At 71.5% G+C, this 17,417-nt stretch carries 17 protein-coding genes; 16 read left to right on the top strand and 1 reads right to left on the bottom strand.

Annotation, left to right across the window (positions count from 1 at the left end; all coding sequences use genetic code 11):
* Positions 1-49 precede the first annotated feature (49 nt).
* The 9 genes from tyrS to xerD all read left to right on the top strand — a co-directional run bounded on the left by tyrS (position 50) and on the right by xerD (position 10,129).
* Entirely contained in the window at positions 50-1,381 is a 1,332-nt protein-coding gene (tyrS, locus tag AC1ROW_RS06130) for a tyrosine--tRNA ligase (RefSeq protein ID WP_493017950.1), read from the top strand.
* A 27-nt stretch (positions 1,382-1,408) separates the two neighbouring features.
* Positions 1,409-1,594, top strand: a complete 186-nt coding sequence (locus tag AC1ROW_RS06125; protein WP_493017949.1) for a hypothetical protein — start codon at positions 1,409-1,411, stop codon at positions 1,592-1,594.
* Positions 1,587-2,378, top strand: coding sequence for a TlyA family RNA methyltransferase (locus AC1ROW_RS06120; RefSeq protein ID WP_493017948.1), 792 nt, complete (start codon positions 1,587-1,589; stop codon positions 2,376-2,378). The genes AC1ROW_RS06125 and AC1ROW_RS06120 overlap by 8 nt, the downstream gene beginning before the upstream one ends.
* A 245-nt stretch (positions 2,379-2,623) precedes the next feature.
* The gene (locus AC1ROW_RS06115) at positions 2,624-3,889 is read left to right on the top strand and encodes a hypothetical protein (protein WP_493017947.1); all 1,266 of its coding nucleotides are present in this window, start codon (positions 2,624-2,626) and stop codon (positions 3,887-3,889) included.
* A 129-nt stretch (positions 3,890-4,018) separates the two neighbouring features.
* The gene (locus AC1ROW_RS06110) at positions 4,019-4,945 is read left to right on the top strand and encodes an NAD kinase (RefSeq protein WP_493017946.1); all 927 of its coding nucleotides are present in this window, start codon (positions 4,019-4,021) and stop codon (positions 4,943-4,945) included.
* Positions 4,946-5,003: 58 nt separating this feature from the next.
* A complete protein-coding gene (recN, locus tag AC1ROW_RS06105; protein ID WP_493018368.1) occupies positions 5,004-6,722 on the top strand; it encodes a DNA repair protein RecN in 1,719 nt (572 codons plus the stop codon).
* 52 nt (positions 6,723-6,774) lie between these two features.
* The gene (gene pyrG / locus AC1ROW_RS06100; RefSeq protein ID WP_493018367.1) at positions 6,775-8,535 is read left to right on the top strand and encodes a CTP synthase; all 1,761 of its coding nucleotides are present in this window, start codon (positions 6,775-6,777) and stop codon (positions 8,533-8,535) included.
* Entirely contained in the window at positions 8,535-9,227 is a 693-nt protein-coding gene (locus AC1ROW_RS06095) for an NUDIX domain-containing protein (protein ID WP_493017945.1), read from the top strand. The genes pyrG and AC1ROW_RS06095 overlap by 1 nt, the downstream gene beginning before the upstream one ends.
* Positions 9,224-10,129: a site-specific tyrosine recombinase XerD gene (gene xerD, locus AC1ROW_RS06090; protein ID WP_493017944.1), complete on the top strand. Its 906-nt coding sequence runs from the start codon at positions 9,224-9,226 to the stop codon at positions 10,127-10,129. The genes AC1ROW_RS06095 and xerD overlap by 4 nt, the downstream gene beginning before the upstream one ends.
* Here the strand turns inward: xerD and AC1ROW_RS06085 are convergent.
* Positions 10,111-10,632 (bottom strand): GNAT family N-acetyltransferase, encoded by a 522-nt coding sequence (locus AC1ROW_RS06085; RefSeq protein ID WP_493017943.1) that lies wholly within the window; start codon positions 10,630-10,632, stop codon positions 10,111-10,113. The two genes, xerD and AC1ROW_RS06085, sit on opposite strands and share 19 nt — an antisense overlap.
* Before the next feature lie 147 nt (positions 10,633-10,779).
* Between AC1ROW_RS06085 and AC1ROW_RS06080 the strand changes: the two genes are divergently transcribed.
* The 7 genes from AC1ROW_RS06080 to der all read left to right on the top strand — a co-directional run bounded on the left by AC1ROW_RS06080 (position 10,780) and on the right by der (position 17,300).
* Positions 10,780-11,679 (top strand): ParA family protein, encoded by a 900-nt coding sequence (locus AC1ROW_RS06080; protein WP_493017942.1) that lies wholly within the window; start codon positions 10,780-10,782, stop codon positions 11,677-11,679.
* Entirely contained in the window at positions 11,663-12,490 is an 828-nt protein-coding gene (locus AC1ROW_RS06075) for a segregation and condensation protein A (protein WP_493017941.1), read from the top strand. Before AC1ROW_RS06080 ends, AC1ROW_RS06075 begins: the two co-directional genes overlap by 17 nt.
* A complete protein-coding gene (gene scpB, locus AC1ROW_RS06070; RefSeq protein WP_493017940.1) occupies positions 12,480-13,094 on the top strand; it encodes an SMC-Scp complex subunit ScpB in 615 nt (204 codons plus the stop codon). Before AC1ROW_RS06075 ends, scpB begins: the two co-directional genes overlap by 11 nt.
* Entirely contained in the window at positions 13,084-13,848 is a 765-nt protein-coding gene (locus tag AC1ROW_RS06065; protein WP_493017939.1) for a pseudouridine synthase, read from the top strand. Before scpB ends, AC1ROW_RS06065 begins: the two co-directional genes overlap by 11 nt.
* A gap of 131 nt (positions 13,849-13,979) precedes the next feature.
* Positions 13,980-15,068, top strand: coding sequence for a prephenate dehydrogenase (locus AC1ROW_RS06060; RefSeq protein WP_493017938.1), 1,089 nt, complete (start codon positions 13,980-13,982; stop codon positions 15,066-15,068).
* Positions 15,065-15,802, top strand: coding sequence for a (d)CMP kinase (gene cmk, locus AC1ROW_RS06055; RefSeq protein ID WP_493017937.1), 738 nt, complete (start codon positions 15,065-15,067; stop codon positions 15,800-15,802). The genes AC1ROW_RS06060 and cmk overlap by 4 nt, the downstream gene beginning before the upstream one ends.
* The gene (gene der, locus AC1ROW_RS06050) at positions 15,795-17,300 is read left to right on the top strand and encodes a ribosome biogenesis GTPase Der (protein ID WP_493017936.1); all 1,506 of its coding nucleotides are present in this window, start codon (positions 15,795-15,797) and stop codon (positions 17,298-17,300) included. Before cmk ends, der begins: the two co-directional genes overlap by 8 nt.
* Positions 17,301-17,417: the final 117 nt, after the last annotated feature.

The raw sequence follows: 17,417 nt of genomic DNA, 5'->3' as shown, positions 1-17,417 counted from the left end.
ACCTGATGGACGACCGGGGCGGGAGGGCCGCCGCTGCTACTCTGTGGGAGTGCCAGAAACCGCCGCCACAGCAGAGCAGAGCAGCGCAGAGCAGAGGCTCAGCGCGCAGACCAACGACCCGTCGTTCGACGACATCTGGGACGAGCTGAAGTGGCGCGGACTCGTCCACGTCTCCACGGACGAGACCGCGCTCAAGGAGCTCCTGGCCGGCGACCCCATCACCTACTACTGCGGCTTCGACCCGACCGCGCCGAGCCTGCACCTCGGCAACCTCGTGCAGCTCCTGACCATGCGCCGCCTCCAGCTGGCCGGCCACAAGCCGCTCGGCCTGGTCGGCGGTTCCACCGGCCTGATCGGCGACCCGCGGCCCACCGCGGAGCGCACGCTCAACACCAAGGAGACCGTCTCCGAGTGGGTCGGCTACCTCCAGCAGCAGGTCACCCGCTTCCTGTCGTCGGAGGGCGACAACGCCGTCCGCCTGGTCAACAACCTGGACTGGACGGCGCCGCTGTCGGCGATCGACTTCCTGCGCGAGATCGGCAAGCACTTCCGTGTCGGCACGATGCTGAAGAAGGACGCCGTGGCGGCGCGCCTCAACTCCGACGAGGGCATCTCTTACACCGAGTTCAGCTACCAGATCCTGCAGGGCATGGACTTCCTGGAGCTGTACCGCCAGTACGGCTGCGTGCTGCAGACCGGCGGCAGCGACCAGTGGGGCAACCTGACCAGCGGCACCGACCTGATCCGCAAGGTGGAGGGCGTGCACGCCCACGCGATCGGCACCCCGCTGATCACGAACAGCGACGGCACCAAGTTCGGAAAGAGCGAGGGCAACGCGATCTGGCTGGACGCGAGCCTCACGAGCCCCTACCGGATCTACCAGTTCTGGCTCAACGCCGACGACGCCGACGTGATCGACCGCCTCAAGGTCTTCACCTTCCTCCACCGCGACGAGATCGAGCGCCTGGAGCGCGCGGTCGCCGAGGAGCCGTTCCGCCGCGAGGCCCAACGCCGGCTGGCCTACGAGGTGACGGCGCTCATCCACGGCGTGGAGGCGACGGAGGCCGTGATCGCGGCGTCCGAGGCCCTCTTCGGCCAGGGCGACCTGGCCGACCAGGACCGCGGCACCCTGGAGTCGGCCCTCCGCGAGCTCCCCAACACGACGACGGCCTCCTCCACCACGATCGCCCAGGCCCTGGTCGACACCGAACTCACCAAGAGCCTCGGCGAGGCCCGCCGCGCGGTCGCGCAGGGCGGCGTCTACGTGAACAACGTCAAGGTCGAGGACGCGGAGTCGCCGGTGGGGGACCACCTGCTGCCGGGCGGCATGGTGGTGCTGCGCCGCGGGAAGAAGACGCTCAGCGGCGTGTTCGTGGAGTAGCGGACGCGCGCGGGTAAGGTGACGGACATGCAGAGCCAAGCGGCAGGGGACGGCGACCGCCCGGACGACGCTTCGGCCACCTCGGACGGCCTCCTGTCGCAGCTCGAGGTGATCGAGGAGCAGCCGCTCGCCGCGCGCGCCGAGGCGTACGCGCAGCTCCACGAGGAGCTGTCCGCCCGGCTCGAAGGCGCCGACGCCCCACGGCATGGCTGAACGGCTGGATGTCGCGCTCGCCGCGCGCGGGCTGGCGCGGTCGCGGACCCACGCCGCGACGCTGATCGCGGACGGCCTGGTGACCGTCGACGGCAAACCCGTCGTGCGGGCCTCCACCAAGGTGGGCGAGGAGCAGGTGATCGTCGTCGCGGGCGCCGACCACTACGTGAGCCGCGGAGCGCACAAGCTGATCGCGGCGTTGGATGCGTTCGGGATCGCCGTGCAGGACCGCGTCGTGCTCGACGCCGGGGCCTCGACGGGAGGGTTCAGCCAGGTGCTGCTGGAGCGCGGCGCGCGGTTGGTGATCGCCGTCGACGTCGGGCACGGGCAGCTCGCTCCCGACCTGGCACGCCAAGGCCGGCTGTTCTCCTATGAGGGCGTGAACGTCCGGGAGCTGACCCGCGAGTCGTTCGGTGCGCTGGTCGGCCCCGAGCTGCGTCCGGACCTGGTCGTCGCCGACCTGTCGTTCATCTCTCTCACGCACGTGCTCCCAGCGCTGCGGGAGGTCGCCGTACCGGACGCGGACTTCGTCCTGCTGGTGAAGCCGCAGTTCGAGGTCGGCCGCACGGGTGTCCGCGAGGGGATCGTCCGCGACGCCGGACTGCGCGCGGACGCCGTCGGCGGCGTGCTGTGGAGCGCCTGGGACGCGGGCCTCGGCACCGCCGGAGTGATCGCCTCGCCCATCGCCGGGTCCTACGGCAACCGGGAGGCGCTGGTGCACCTGACGGAGCGCGGGAGCAATCCAACGGAGTGGCTGGAGCGGGTGCGTTCGGTCACGGGGTGAGCGCCAGAGGCCCGCCGTCCCGCGTGTGAATTCCAAGGCGAAGCGAGCGTCTCGCGCACGCGGATCGGCCGCACCGCGCGCGCCGTCGCTGAAGTCGGTCGATATCCTCTGTCGAGCCGAATCGAAATGTGAAACTCCGACTCCCCACTCCAATCGGTGATCCGTGCCGCTCGAATCCGAAACGAGGCCGCCCCGTGAGTCTGATCCCCGCGGTTTCGTGGCGAGCCCGACTCGTCCAGGCTCGGATGCTGTTCACGGTCTTCGTCGGTTATCTCGCTGTTCCGGTGCTCAACGCGGTTTCTCCGCTGCTAGCGCTGCCGGCGATCACCGCGACGCACGGCAGCGGCGCATGGACGGCGATCGCTCTCGGCCAGTCCCTCGGCGGCACCGCGGGGGTTCTCGTAGAACTCGGCTGGGGCCTGAGCGGGACACAGCGCGTCGCGCGCATGTCGGAGCGCAACCGCGCTCGCGTATTCGCCACCTCGCTCGTCACGAAGGCGGCGGTCGCCGTCCCCGTGCTTGGAATCGTCATCCCCGTGGCGGCACTCCTCGCGCCGGATCCAGGCGGCCTTGCCGCCCTTATCTCCCTGGCGACAGGGTTGGCGGTCATGGGAGGCGGATGGATTTTCATCGGGATGATGCGGCCCCGGCTCTTCCTGTTCACCGAGGTGCTCCCGCGAACCGCGCTGATCGCTCTGTCGGCGGCTGCCGTTGCCGCTGGCCTCTCGTTGTACGTCTACCCGATCGCCCTCCTACTGGGGGCTCTGATTTCGCCGGTGGCCGCTGCTCTCGTGCTCGGCGTGCGCGGCGCTGACTTCGTCGCACTGGGGCCGCGTCGTATCGCGCGTGTCATCGGCATGCAAGGTCACGCGCTGAGCACGAACGTCTTCTCGTCGATGTATCTGTCGCTCGGCACGACAGTTGCCACGCTCGGCTCGGTTAACGCGACGCTGCTCTATGCGTCTGTCGACCGACTCAAACGGATGGTCCAACAGGTCATCTCCACACAGCAATACGTCCTCAAAGGGTGGGTCGGTCGGGAGGTCGACCCCGGTCTGCGCATCACCCGCGCAGTCCGAGTGACGCTCATCAGTTCCAGTATCGGCGTGCTCTGCGGCATCGGCTTCGCTGTCGGAGCATCGACGGCCGCCCACGCGGTCTTCTCGGGCACGGTCGACATTCCGCCGCTTGCGGCAGCGCTCGGCGGCGCGAACCTCGCGATCGTCTGTGCGAGCATGGCCTCCGGGCCCGTGCTCCTGGTCGCGCTAGGGCGCATGTCGGCGATCTCTCGCTCTGCGGCCATCGGCGCTGTGGTCGGTCTGCCCTCGATATTCGTCGGTGCCTTGCTCTTCCACGGAACCGGTGCGCTCGGCGGCCAGCTCATCGCTGAGACAGCGGTCCTGCTCGTGCAATTGCTCGCTATCCGCACGCGCTTTCGGGAACTGCGCCGCAACGGTCGCGGGCGCGCCGCGTCGATGAACCCGGCCGCCCCGACGCCCGCCCCTGAGTGAACGTTCTCCACAATCTCCCCGTCCCCGGCACATCCCGCCCCGAAAACCGACAGAATAGTGGGACGGCCCGGAACGGGCGCGGAGGCACAGAGGCGAGCACAGGCACACTGGCGAGCACAGGGAGGCGACGTGGCGGCATCGGGTGAGGCGCAGCGATACATTCTGGTCGTCGCGCACACCGGCCGGCAGGACTCCCTCGACGCCGGCGTGCAGGTGTGCCGTCAGCTCATCAGTGCGGGCGTCGTGCCGGTGCTCAGCGAGGACGAGCGGCGCGATCTGCTCGCCGCGGCGCCCGATCTGGACGCCGTCGCCGTGCTCGGCGACGAAGTGCAGGCGAGCGACCTCGAACTGGTGATCGTGCTCGGCGGCGATGGCACCATCCTGCGCGCGGCCGAGCTGGTCCGCGGGTGCACGGCGCCGCTGCTCGGCGTCAATCTCGGGCACGTCGGCTTCCTCGCCGAGAGCGAGCGCGACGATCTGGAGATCGCGGTCGCGCGCGGGCTCGCGAAGGACTACGAGGTCGAGGAGCGCATGACGCTCTCCGCCCGCGTCAAGGTCGGCAAGGAGGTCGTCTACGAGAGCTGGGCGCTGAACGAGGCGACCGTCGAGAAGGCGAGCCGGGAGCGGATGCTCGAGGTCGTCATCGAGGTCGACGGGCGGCCGATGTCGAGCTTCGGCTGCGACGGCGTCGTGATGTCGACGCCGACCGGGTCCACCGCCTACTCGTTCTCGGCCGGCGGACCCGTGGTCTGGCCCGGTGTCGCAGCCCTGCTGCTCGTGCCGCTCAGTGCGCACGCCCTGTTCTCCCGGCCGCTCGTGGTCGACGCCGACTCCTCGCTCGCGATCGAGCTGCTCGACCGCGCGGGCGGGGAAGGCATCCTCTGGTGCGACGGCCGCCGCCAGTTCGACCTGCCGCGCGGTTCCCGCGTCGTGGTGCGCCGCTCGCCGATCCCGGTGCGGCTCGCGCGGTTGCACCCCGGGCCGTTCACCGACCGGCTCGTGCACAAGTTCGACCTCCCGGTGACGGGATGGCGGGGGCCGGCCGGACGTGACTGAGCGCTCCACCGCCCGCGCCGCCGCGGGTCGCACGCAGGCCACCGCACCCCGCGGCGGCATCGACGAGATCTCCATCCGCGACCTCGGCGTCATCGCCGAGGCCGCCCTCCCGCTCGGGCCCGGGTTCACCGCTATCACCGGCGAGACCGGCGCAGGCAAGACCATGGTCGTCTCCGCCCTCGGCCTCCTGCTGGGCGAGCGCGCCGACACCGGCGCCGTCCGGCTCGGCAGCTCGCAGGCCTGGGTCGAGGGACGCTGGCGCGTCGAGGAGCCGGGGGAGGTCGTGGACCGCGTCCGGGACGCCGGCGGCGACGTCGACCCGATCGGCGACGGCGCTGCCGAACTCGTCCTGAGCCGGTCCGTCTCGGCCGAGGGCCGGTCGCGCGCGGTCGTCGGCGGCCGCAGCGCGCCGGTGAGCGTGCTGACAGAGCTCGGCGAGCAGCTGGTCGTCGTGCACGGCCAGTCCGACCAGCTGCGGCTGCGTTCCGCGGTGGCGCAGCGCGAGGCGCTCGACCGGTTCGCCGGTCCCGACCTCGCGGGCGCGCTCGAGCGCTACGCGCAGGTCTTCCACCGTTGGCGGGAGAACGCGAGCGAGCTGGACGAGCTCCTTGCCGACCGCGACCGGCGCGCACGGGAGGCCGACGACCTCCGCGTCGCCATGGCCGAGATCGAGACGGTCGCACCGCAGCCGGGGGAGGACGACGAGCTGGGCGAGCGCGCCGAACGGCTGACCAACCTCGAAGAGCTGCGGCTCGCCGCCTCAGGCGCGCGCGAGCTGCTCTCGGCCGAGGAGTCCGAGGAGCCCGACGTGGTCGGCCTCCTGGAGGCCGCCCGCCGGCAGATCGAGCGGGTCGCGCCGCACGACGCCGAACTCGCCCCGACCGTGGAGGCCGTGGCCAACCTCAGCTACCTGGCCTCCGACGTCGCCGCCCAGCTCTCCACCTACCTCGCCGCGCTCGACACCGACGGCTCCCGCGAGCTGGAGGCCGTGCAGGAGCGCCGGGCGGAGCTGTCCGCACTGGTCCGCAAGTACGGGCCGACCCTGGACGACGTGATCAGCACGCTCGAGACCGGGAGCCTGCGGCTGCTGGAGCTGGACGGCGACGCCGACCGCATCCAGGAGCTCACCGACGAGGTGACGGCCGACCAGGCGCTCGTCGTGGAGCTCGCCGCCGACCTGAGCGAGCGCCGCAGGGCCGCCGCCGAACGGCTCGCCGCGGCCGTGTCCGACGAACTGTCCGCCCTCGCCATGCCGGACGCCCGCGTGGTCGTGGAGGTCACGCAGCGCGACCAGGACGACCCGCAGAGCTACACCGCCAGCGGCCGCGACCAGGTCGCGATCCTGCTGCGCCCGCACCCGGGCGCCGAGCCGCGGCCGCTCGGCAAGGGCGCGTCCGGCGGCGAGCTCTCGCGCGTCATGCTCGCCATCGAGGTCGTCATTGCGGCCACCGACCCGGTGCCGACGTTCATCTTCGACGAGGTCGACGCCGGGGTCGGCGGCGCCTCGGCCATCGAGATCGGGCGGAGGCTCGCACGCCTCGCCCAGAGCGCCCAGGTGATCGTGGTGACGCACCTCGCGCAGGTCGCGGCGTTCGCGAACAACCACCTCACGGTCGTCAAGGGCAACGACGGCGCGGTCACGGCCTCCAGCGTGCGCCGGCTGGACGGCGACGAGCGGATCGCGGAGATGGCGCGGCTGCTGTCCGGCCTGCCCGACTCCGAGAGCGGCCTCGCCCACGCGCGCGAGCTCGTGGACATGGCGGCGGCCGCACGCTGAGCCGCGACACGCGCGGGACGCCCCGCTTCAGGTGATAAGCTGAGAGCCCGTGGTGGATTATTCAGACGCGGCGCAGACCAACAGCAAAAACGGCACTACCAAGCACATCTTCGTGACAGGTGGTGTCGTTTCTTCGTTGGGAAAGGGCCTGACAGCGGCCTCCCTCGGCAATCTCCTGACGGCCCGCGGCCTCCGCGTCGTCATGCAGAAGCTCGACCCCTACCTCAACGTGGACCCGGGGACGATGAACCCGTTCCAGCACGGCGAGGTGTTCGTCACCGACGACGGCGCCGAGACCGACCTCGACATCGGCCACTACGAGCGCTTCCTCGACATCAACCTCGGCCAGTCGGCGAACGTCACCACCGGCCAGATCTACTCGAACGTGATCGCCAAGGAGCGCCGCGGCGAGTACCTGGGCGACACCGTCCAGGTCATCCCGCACATCACCGACGAGATCAAGCGCCGGATGCGCCTCCAGGCCCAGCCGGGCCCGGACGGCGAGCCCGCGCCGGACGTCATCATCACCGAGATCGGCGGCACGGTCGGCGACATCGAGTCGCAGCCGTTCATCGAGTCCGCGCGTCAGGTGCGCCACGAGCTCGGCCGCAAGAACTGCTTCTTCGTGCACGTCTCTCTCGTGCCGTTCATGAACGCCTCCGGCGAGCAGAAGACCAAGCCGACGCAGCACTCCGTCGCGGCGCTGCGCTCCATCGGCATCCAGCCCGACGCGCTCGTGCTGCGCAGCGACCGGCCGGTGTCCGAGTCGAACAAGCGCAAGATCGCGCTGATGTGCGACGTGGACGAGCAGGCCGTCGTCAACGCCGTCGACGTGCCGAGCATCTACGACATCCCGACCATGCTGCACGAGCAGGGCCTGGACGCCTACATCATCGACCAGCTCGGCCTGGACAAGGCGAACGACGTCGACTGGAACGGCTGGGCGCGCCTGCTGGAGGCCGTGCACGACCCCAAGCACGAGGTCACCATCGGCCTGGTCGGCAAGTACATCGACCTCCCCGACGCCTACCTGTCGGTCACCGAGGCGCTGCGCGCGGGCGGCTTCGCCCACCGCACCAAGGTGAAGCTGAAGTGGATCCCGTCCGACGAGTGCCAGACGCCGGAGGGCGCGGCCGCCCAGCTCGGCCACGTCGACGGCATCTGCGTGCCGGGCGGCTTCGGCGTCCGCGGCATCGAGGGTAAGGTGGGCGCTCTGAAGTTCGCCCGCGAGAACGGCATCCCGGCGCTCGGCCTGTGCCTGGGCCTGCAGTGCATGGTCATCGAGTACGCCCGCCACGAGGCCGGCCTGGCCGGCGCGTCATCGTCGGAGTTCGACCCGGACACCGAGTTCCCGGTGATCGCCACCATGGCCGAGCAGGTCGAGATCATCGCCGGCGGCGACCTGGGCGGCACCATGCGCCTGGGCCTCTACCCGGCCGTCCTCGCCGAGGGCTCCCTCGCCGCCGACCTGTACGGCGCCCCGGAGGCGAGCGAGCGCCACCGGCACCGCTACGAGGTCAACAACAACTACCGCGAGCAGATCGCCGACGCCGGCCTCTGGTTCTCCGGCACCTCGCCGGACGGCCACCTGGTCGAGTACGTGGAGCTGCCGCGCGACGTGCACCCGTTCTACATCGGCACCCAGGCGCACCCGGAGCTGCGGTCGCGGCCGAACCACGCGCACCCGCTGTTCGCCGGGCTCGTCGGCGCGGCCCTCGACCGCCAGAAGGCCAGCCTCCTGTTCGAGGTCCCGGCGGACGACGAGGTCGGCGCCGCTGTGGACGGTGCGCTCGAAGTCGGCGCGGACGCCTGATGGCGGCGGAGGCGGGCGGCGCGCGGGAACCCGGCGTGCTGCGCGATGAGCCCTTCCGCCCGGAGATCGTCGCCTCGGAGGTCGTCTTCGACGGGAAGATCTGGGATGTCCGGCGCGACACCTTCCGCTACAACGGCGAGGAGATCACCCGCGAGTACGTCGACCACACCGGCGCCGTCGCGGTGCTCGCGCTGGACGACGAGGGCCGGGTGCTGCTGATCAAGCAGTACCGGCATCCCGTCCGCCACCGCGACTGGGAGATCCCGGCCGGGCTCCTCGACGTCCACGGCGAGGACCCGCTGACCGCGGCGCAGCGCGAGCTGGCCGAGGAGGCCGACCTCCAGGCCGGCCGGTGGAACGTCCTGACGGACATCTTCACCAGCCCGGGCGGCAATGACGAGGCCATCCGCATCTACCTGGCGCGCGACGTCCGGCCGACCGGCGAGGCGTTCGCGCGCGAGGCCGAGGAAGCCGACATCGAGGTGGCCTGGGTGCCGCTGGAGGACGCGGTCGACGCGGTGCTGGAGCAGCGGTTGCACAACGCCCCGCTCACCATCGCCGTGCTCGCGGCGCGGGTGGCGCGCGAGAAGGGCTGGGCGACCCTCGGCGCCGCCGACGCGCCGTGGCCGAGCAACCCCAAGCTGGGCGATGCCGGCGCCACCGAGCTGAGCGAGCAGAGCGCCGCGGGATGACGGTCGCGGCCGACGCGGACGCCTTCCTGAGGCACGTCGCCATCGAGCGCGGCCTCTCGGCGAACACCGTCGCCGCGTACCGGCGCGACCTTTCGGTCTACACGCTCTGGCTGGACGAGGAGGGGATCGGCGACGTCCGGGAGGTCCAGCCCGCCACAGTCTCGACCTACCTCGCCCATCTCGCCTCGCGCGAGGAGTCGCCGCTGACCGCGACGTCCCTCGCCCGGATGCTGTCCACGGTGCGCGGGTTCCACCGTTTCCTGCTGGAGGAGGGCCGCGTGGAGGTGGACGTGGCCCGCGACATCCGGCCGCCCAAGCAGCCGAGCACCCTCCCGAAGGCGATCAGCGTCGACCAGGTCACGGCGCTGCTGGCGGCCACCGACGGCGACGAGCTTGACCAGCTCCGCGACAAGGCGCTGCTGGAGCTGATGTACGCGACCGGCGCGCGGGTCAGCGAGGCGGTCGGCCTCAACGTGGACGACGTGATCGACACCGACGTGGTGCGCCTCACCGGCAAGGGCTCCAAACAGCGCATCGTGCCGCTCGGCAGCTTCGCGCAGGCCGCGGTCTCCGCCTACCTGGTGCGGGCGCGTCCGGTGCTGTCGGCGCGGGGGAGGGCGACGCCCGCGCTGTTCCTCGGGATGCGCGGCGCGCGGCTGTCACGCCAGAACGTCTGGCTGATCATCCGGGCGGCGGCCGAGCGTGCACAGCTCGGCGTGGAGATCTCGCCGCACACCCTCCGGCACTCGTTCGCCACGCACCTGCTCGCCGGCGGTGCCGACGTGCGCGTGGTCCAGGAGCTGCTCGGCCACTCCTCGGTGGCGACGACGCAGATCTACACGCTGGTGACGGCCGACGCGCTGCGGGACGTGTACGTGACGGCTCACCCGCGGGCGCGGTGACGCCCCCGCGGCGCCTTCCGGTACAGCCAGACCAGCACCTTCCCGCCCTCGCCCGTCACCCGTGACGGCCTGAACCCGAGCTTGTCCAGGATGCGGAACGACGGCGCGTTCCAGCGCTCGACGACCGCCCACAGCAACGGGAATCCTGCGTCGAACGCCGCATCGGCGACAGCCGCGGCGGCCTCGGTCGCGTAGCCGCTGCCGACGTGCCGCCGCAGCAGCTCGTACGCGAGTTCCGGCTGCGCGTCGCTCGTGCGCCTGGTGACCAGGCCGCAGTATCCGATCGCCTCGCCGGTGTCCGTGAGCTCGACCGCGTAGACGCCGAAGCCGCGCTCGTCGGCGGCGCGCCGCTGCGCGTCCAGGCGCTCGCGCTCCTCCTCGACGGTGCGGGCCTCCTGTGCGGGGTCCTCGGCGAGCAGCGCGAGATTCCATTCGGCGTCGCGCCCGTCGCGGAGGCGCAGGCGCAGGCGCTCGGTGGCGAGCTCGGCAGGCATCGTCGGCATCCGCACAGCGTACCCCTGGGGCCGGTCAGCGACCGACGCCGTGACCCGCCGCCGTCGCGGCCCGCGGACAGGGGTGCTCGCGGATAGGATGGAGCCCGTGAACAGGCCGTGAACGGCCGACGATCGAAAGGGACGAGGATCAGCCAGGTGACGCGCAACGACGAGGTCAGGACGGAGCTTCCCGGCATGGACACCGCATCCATCGCCGCGCCGCTCGGACCCACCGGGCGCCCGCTGCGCGCGTTCCCCGCGCCCGCCGAACTGAAGCAGCACGGACCCGCCAAGATCGTGGCGCTGTGCAACCAGAAGGGCGGGGTCGGCAAGACCACGACCTCCATCAACCTGGGCGCCTCGCTGGCCGAATACGGCCGCCGGGTGCTCGCTGTCGACTTCGACCCGCAGGGTGCGCTCTCGGCCGGGCTCGGCGCGAAGACCCACGACGTCACCACCATCTACGACCTGCTCGTGAACCGCCACGCGGACGTGCAGGAGGCCATCCAGACCACCGGCGTCGCCGGGCTGGACATCATCCCGGCGAACATCGACCTCTCGGCCGCCGAGGTGCACCTGGTCAACGAGGTCGCGCGCGAGCAGATCCTCGCGGGTGTGCTGCGCAAGGTGTCGGCCGACTACGACGTCGTCCTCATCGACTGCCAGCCGTCGCTCGGCATCCTCACCGTCAACGCGCTGACCGCCAGCCACGGCGTGCTCATCCCGCTGGAGTGCGAGTACTTCGCCCTGCGCGGCGTCGCGCTGCTGATCGAGACCATCGACAAGGTGCGCGAGCGGCTCAACCCGGCCATCGAGCTGGACGGCATCCTCGCGACGATGTACGACTCCCGCACACTGCACTCGCGCGAGGTGCTGGAGCGCGTCGTCGACGCGTTCGGCGACCGCGTGCTCGAGACGGTGATCTCGCGCACGGTGAAGTTCCCGGACGCCTCGGTCGCGGCGACACCGATCACGCAGTTCGCGCCCGAGCACCAGGCGGCGGAGGCCTACCGCCAGCTCGCGAGGGAACTGATCTTCCGTGGCGCCGTCGCCTGACGCGCCGCAGGATCAGGACACCGCCGGCGAAGGCGGCTTCCGCGTCGCCGTCGGTCACTTCGAGGGGCCGTTCGACCTCCTGCTGTCGCTGATCTCCAAGCACGAGCTCGACATCACCGAGATCTCGCTCAGCCGCGTCACCGACGAGTTCATCGCCTACCTGCGCCGCCTCGACGCGGACGAGAGCCTGGACGAGGCGAGCGAGTTCCTGCTCGTCGCGGCGACACTCCTCGACCTGAAGATCGCCGGCCTCCTGCCGCAGGGCGAGCTGGTCGACGCCGAGGACGTGGCGCTGCTGGAGGCGCGCGACCTGCTGTTCGCGCGGCTGCTGCAGTACCGGGCCTTCAAGGAGGCCTCGACCTGGTTCGCCGCGCGCCTCGACGCCGAGAGCTCGCGGCACGCACGCGCGGTGCGGCTCGAGGACAAGTACCGGCAGCGCACGCCGGAGCTGGTCTGGACCCTGACCGCGGAGGACTTCGCGGCGCTCGCGACGCTGGCGATGACGCCGCGCGAGATCCCCGTCGTCGGGCTCGACCATCTGCACGCCCCTCTGGTCAGCATCCGCGAGCAGGCTGCCGTGGTGGTCGGCATGCTGCGAGCGGGGGAGCCGCTGTCGTTCCGGCAGCTCGTGGCGGGAGCGGAGCAGAAGGGCGTCGTGATCGCCCGGTTCCTCGCCGTACTGGAGCTGTACCGGCACGCGGCGATCGCGTTCGAGCAGCTGGAGCCCCTGGGCGAGCTGACGCTGCGCTGGACGGCCGAGCACTGGTCGGAGGAGAACCTGTCGAACCTGGGAGCGGATTATGACGGTTGACGGAACCGAGCTGGAGACCGAGCCGGCGGGCGTCGAGGACGCCCAGATCGAGCGCGCCTTGGAGGCCATCCTGATGGTCGCCGACGAGCCGATGAGCCTCGTGACGCTCGCGACGGCCGTGGGCGCGCCGGTGAAGCGCGTCCGTGCGGCGGTCGACGCCCTGGTGGCCGACTTCGATGGCGCGGCCGGACCGGACGGCACGCCCGGCGTGCGCCGGGGCTTCGAGCTGCGGGAGGTCGGCGGCGGCTGGCGCGTCTACGTGCGGCCGGAGTTCGACGCGGTCGTGTCGGGCTACGTCCTCCAGCAGAACCCCACCCGGCTGTCGCAGGCGGCGCTGGAGACGCTCGCGGTGATCGCCTACAAGCAGCCGATCAGCCGCGGCGCCGTCGCGTCCATCCGTGCCGTCAACGTGGACTCCGTCGTCCGCACCCTGCTCGGCCGTGGGCTCATCACCGAGCTCTTCACGGACAGCGAGACCGGCGCGATCAACTACGGCACCACCGACCTGCTGCTGACCCAGCTCGGCATCAACTCGATCGAGGAGCTGCCGAAGATCTCGCCGTTGCTGGCCGACGGCGCGGAAGGGTTCGACGATGTCCGCTGACGGTGCGAACGGCGGCGCGGCCGCGCAGGGCGAGCGCCTCCAGAAGGTGATGGCCGCCGCCGGCGTGGCCTCCCGCCGGGTCTCCGAGGGCCTGATCGTGGCCGGGCGCGTCACCGTGAACGGGCAGGTCGTCACCGAGCTCGGCCGCCGCGTCGACCCCGCGACCGACCGGGTGGCCGTGGACGGCACCGCGGTGCAGCTGGACACCTCCCGCCGCTACGTGATGCTCAACAAGCCGGTCGGCGTGGTCAGCTCGATGCGCGACGAGCAGGGGCGCCCCGACCTGTCCCGCTTCACCGCGGACTACCCGGAGCGACTGTTCAACGTGGGGCGCCTGGACGCGGAGACGTCCGGCCTCCTCATCCTCACCAACGACGGCGAACTCGCGCACGTGCTCGCGCACCCGAGCTTCGGCGTGACCAAGACCTACATCGCCCGGGTGCGCGGCACGGTCGCCCCGCAGACGATCGCCCGCCTGACCAAGGGCGTCGAGCTGGAGGACGGCCCGATCGCCGCCGACAAGGCGCGGCTGCTGCAGTCGCGGTCGGGCGGCGGCGACAGCCTCGTGGAGATCACCCTGCACTCCGGCCGCAACCGGATCGTCCGCCGGATGATGGCGGAGGTCGGGCATCCCGTGATCGAGCTGGTGCGGCGCCAGTTCGGGCCGCTGCACCTCGGGACGCTGAAGGTGGGGGCGATGCGGGACCTGACGAAGGAGGAGCTGGGCGCGCTCCTGACGATCTCGCGGCAATAGCCCGCGAGCGCTTCATCAGGAGACTCGGCTGGATCCTCCTTCCGAAGCGCGTTCCGAAGGAGTCCAGGCGGCGCGTCGGCGCGAAGCTCCTTCGGGAGGAGCGCGGATTCCGCCCCGACTAAGGTGGATGCGTGACTGATACCGCCTCTCGGGTTGCCGGACCCGTCCGCGTGGTCGGTGCGGGGCTGCTCGGGGCGTCCGTCGGGCTCGGGCTGCGCGCCTGCGGCGTGGACGTGCTGCTCGCCGACGCCTCTCCGGCCCACCTGCGCCTCGCCGCCGACTACGGCGCGGGGCGCCCGGACGACGGGGCCGCCGAACCCGCACTGATCGTCGTGGCGGTGCCGCCGGACCTGGTGTCGCGCGTCGTCGCGGAGGAGCTGGCCGCGCATCCCGCCGCCGTCGTCACCGACGTCGCGAGCGTCAAGGGCCAGCCGCTCGCCGAGCTGGTGGAGGCCGGCGTCGACCTGTCCCGCTACGTCGGCTCGCACCCACTCGCCGGCCGGGAGCGCGGCGGCCCCAGCGCCGCCCGTGCCGACCTCTTCATCGGCCGCCCGTGGGTGGTCGCCGCCCGGCCCGAGAACGCCCGCGCGTCGGTCAACCTGGTGGAGGCGCTCATCCTCGACCTCGGCGCGACGCCGGTCGAGATGGCGGCGGACGACCACGACGCCGCCGTCGCGCTCGTCTCGCACACGCCGCAGATCGTGTCCTCGCTGATGGCGAAGCGCCTCGCGGCCTCCACCGACGCCGCGCTCGGCCTCGCCGGCCAGGGCGTGCGCGATGTGACCCGCATCGCGGGCAGCGAGCCGGAGCTGTGGGTGCAGATCCTCGGCGCGAACGCGCCCGCGATCGTCTCGATCCTGCGCGCGTACCGCGACGACCTCGACCGGGTGCTCGCGGCGTTGGACGACGTGGACGCCGCCGGCGCGCGTCGCACCATCGCGGAGGAGATCGCCGGCGGCAACCTCGGCGTCTCGCGCCTGCCGGGCAAGCACGGGCAGGACAAGCGCTTCTCCAGCCTCGTCGTCATGGTGGACGACCGCCCGGGCGAACTCGCGCGCCTCCTCGCCGAGCTGGGCGAGCTGGACGTGAACCTGGAGGACCTGCGCCTGGAGCACTCGCCGGGCGCCGCCTTCGGCCTGGCGGAGATCGCCGTGCTCCCCGAGGTGTGGCAGCGCACCGTGACCGACTTGACCGACCGCGGCTGGAGGATCGCCGGATGACCGACCCGACCAACCCCACCGACACCGCCGACCGCACCAACGCCGCCGACAACACCGAGGCCGCCGGCCTCCCGATCGTCGTCGCGGTCGACGGGCCCGCCGGGAGCGGCAAGTCGTCCGTCTCGAAGGCGACCGCGCGCAAGCTCGGCTGGTCGTACCTCGACACCGGCGCCGCCTACCGGGCGCTCAGCTGGTTCGTCGTGCAGCGCCGGCTCGACCCGACCGACTCCGCGGCCGTCATCGACGCTCTGCCCGACTTCGACTACCGGATCGGGACCGACCCGGACACCTACCACGTCTTCGTCGGCGACCACGACGTCACCGACGTCATCCGCGAGCCGGAGGTGACCGCGGTGGTGAGCGCGATCGCGCGCGTCCCGGAGGTGCGAACGTTCCTGACCGGGCTGTTCCGCGCGATCATCGCGCACGGCGAGAAGCGCGGCATCGTCGTGGAGGGCCGCGACATCACGACCGTGGTCTGCCCCGATGCACCCGTGCGCATCCTGCTCACCGCCGACGAGCAGGTTAGAATGGCCAGGCGTTCTGCCGAGCTGACCGGGCATTCCGCCGACCACGTCGGTGAGGCCCTCCGCAGACGCGACGCGGCCGACTCCCGGGTCGTGGACTTCATGAACGCCGCGGACGGCGTGACCACCGTCGACTCCACCGACCTCGACTTCGACCAGACCGTCGACGCGGTCATCGCGGTCGTACAGAAAGAGACCCATGTCTGACATCGAGAACGAGCCCACGGGCGCCGACGACCTGGTCGAGCGCCTGGCGGAGCTGGACGAGAACCTCGCGGTGCAGCGCGCCGCCGCCCTGCGCAGCGGTCTGGAGGAGTACGAGCTCGACGACACCGACCTCGACCTCCTCGGCGCCGTCACCGAGGACCCCGACGCGATCACCTACCTGCCCGCGCTGCCGGTGCTGGCCATCGTCGGCCGCCCGAACGTCGGGAAGTCGGCGCTCGTCAACCGCATCCTGGGCCGCCGCGAGGCCGTGGTGGAGGACACCCCCGGTGTCACGCGCGACCGCGTGTCGTACCACGCGGAGTGGAACGGCCGCCGGTTCACAGTCGTGGACACCGGCGGCTGGGAGCCCGACGCGCGCGGCATCGACGCGTCCGTCGCTGCGCAGGCGGAGGTCGCGATCGACCTCGCCGACGCGGTGCTGTTCGTCGTGGATGCGACCGTCGGCGCGACCTCCACCGACGAGCACGTGGTCCGGCTGCTCCGCAAGACGAAGAAGCCGGTGTTCCTCGCCGCCAACAAGGTGGACGACGCCCGTCAGGAGCCCTACGCGACCGAGCTGTGGTCACTGGGCCTCGGCGAGCCGTGGCCGGTCTCCGCGCTGCACGGCCGCGGTGTGGCCGACCTGCTGGACGAGATCCTGAAGGCGCTGCCGGAGGTCTCCAAGGTCGCCAAGCGGGAGGTCGGCGGTCCGCGTCGCGTGGCCATCGTCGGCCGTCCGAACGTCGGCAAGTCCTCGCTGCTCAACAAAGCGGCGGGGGAGGAGCGCGTGGTCGTCAACGAGCTCGCCGGCACCACCCGCGACCCGGTGGACGAGCAGGTCGAGCTGGGCGGCAAGGTCTGGCGCTTCGTCGACACCGCCGGTATCCGCCGCCGCGTGCACCTGCAGCAGGGCGCCGATTTCTACGCGTCGCTGCGCACCTCCACCGCGCTCGAGAAGGCGGAGGTCGCGGTCGTCGTGCTCGACGTGTCCGAGCCGATCAGCGAGCAGGACGTCCGCATCATCGACCTCGTGCTGGAGTCCGGCCGCGCGCTCGTGCTGGCCTTCAACAAGTGGGACCTGCTGGACGACGACCGCCGCCGCTACCTGGAGCGGGAGATCGAGCAGGATCTCGCGCACGTCTCCTGGGCGCCGCGCGTCAACATCTCGGCGCGCACCGGCCGGCACCTGGAGAAGCTGGTGCCCGCGCTGGAGCTCGCGCTGGAGTCGTGGGACACCCGTATCCCGACAGGCAAGTTCAACGCGTTCCTCGCCGAGCTCACCGCGGCGCACCCGCACCCGGTCCGCGGTGGCAAGCAGCCGCGCATCCTCTTCGGCACGCAGGCGAGCAGCCGGCCGCCGACATTCGTGGTGTTCACCACGGGCTTCCTGGACCCGGGCTACCGGCGCTACATCATCCGGCGCCTCCGCGAGGTCTACGGCTTCGAAGGCAGCCCGATCGTCCTCAACATGCGCGTGCGCGAGAAGCGCAAGCGCTGACCTCCCGAGTACGCCCATAATCGGTCAGAAACCGCCGAGTACGCAGATTGTTCGCGTACTCGGCGGTTTCGGCGTCAAGGGGACGCGGAACCCCCAGTGCGGGGGCGACCCGGTTGG

This window comes from Leifsonia sp. GW821-FHT13C09 (assembly GCF_058806435.1).
Note: the sequence above shows the minus strand (reverse complement) of the source record. Positions and strands in the feature narration are given on the sequence as shown.

What these genes read in the sequence shown, in the direction of transcription:
- AC1ROW_RS06125 (WP_493017949.1), top strand. Translation starts at nt 1,409, where the DNA reads ATGCAGAGCCAAGCGGCAGGGGACGGCGACCGCCCGGACGACGCTTCG.
- AC1ROW_RS06120 (WP_493017948.1), top strand. Translation starts at nt 1,587, where the DNA reads ATGGCTGAACGGCTGGATGTCGCGCTCGCCGCGCGCGGGCTGGCGCGG.
- AC1ROW_RS06115 (WP_493017947.1), top strand. Translation starts at nt 2,624, where the DNA reads ATGCTGTTCACGGTCTTCGTCGGTTATCTCGCTGTTCCGGTGCTCAAC.
- AC1ROW_RS06095 (WP_493017945.1), top strand. Translation starts at nt 8,535, where the DNA reads ATGGCGGCGGAGGCGGGCGGCGCGCGGGAACCCGGCGTGCTGCGCGAT.
- xerD (WP_493017944.1), top strand. Translation starts at nt 9,224, where the DNA reads ATGACGGTCGCGGCCGACGCGGACGCCTTCCTGAGGCACGTCGCCATC.
- AC1ROW_RS06085 (WP_493017943.1), bottom strand. Translation starts at nt 10,632, where the DNA reads ATGCCGACGATGCCTGCCGAGCTCGCCACCGAGCGCCTGCGCCTGCGC.
- scpB (WP_493017940.1), top strand. Translation starts at nt 12,480, where the DNA reads ATGACGGTTGACGGAACCGAGCTGGAGACCGAGCCGGCGGGCGTCGAG.
- AC1ROW_RS06065 (WP_493017939.1), top strand. Translation starts at nt 13,084, where the DNA reads ATGTCCGCTGACGGTGCGAACGGCGGCGCGGCCGCGCAGGGCGAGCGC.
- cmk (WP_493017937.1), top strand. Translation starts at nt 15,065, where the DNA reads ATGACCGACCCGACCAACCCCACCGACACCGCCGACCGCACCAACGCC.
- der (WP_493017936.1), top strand. Translation starts at nt 15,795, where the DNA reads ATGTCTGACATCGAGAACGAGCCCACGGGCGCCGACGACCTGGTCGAG.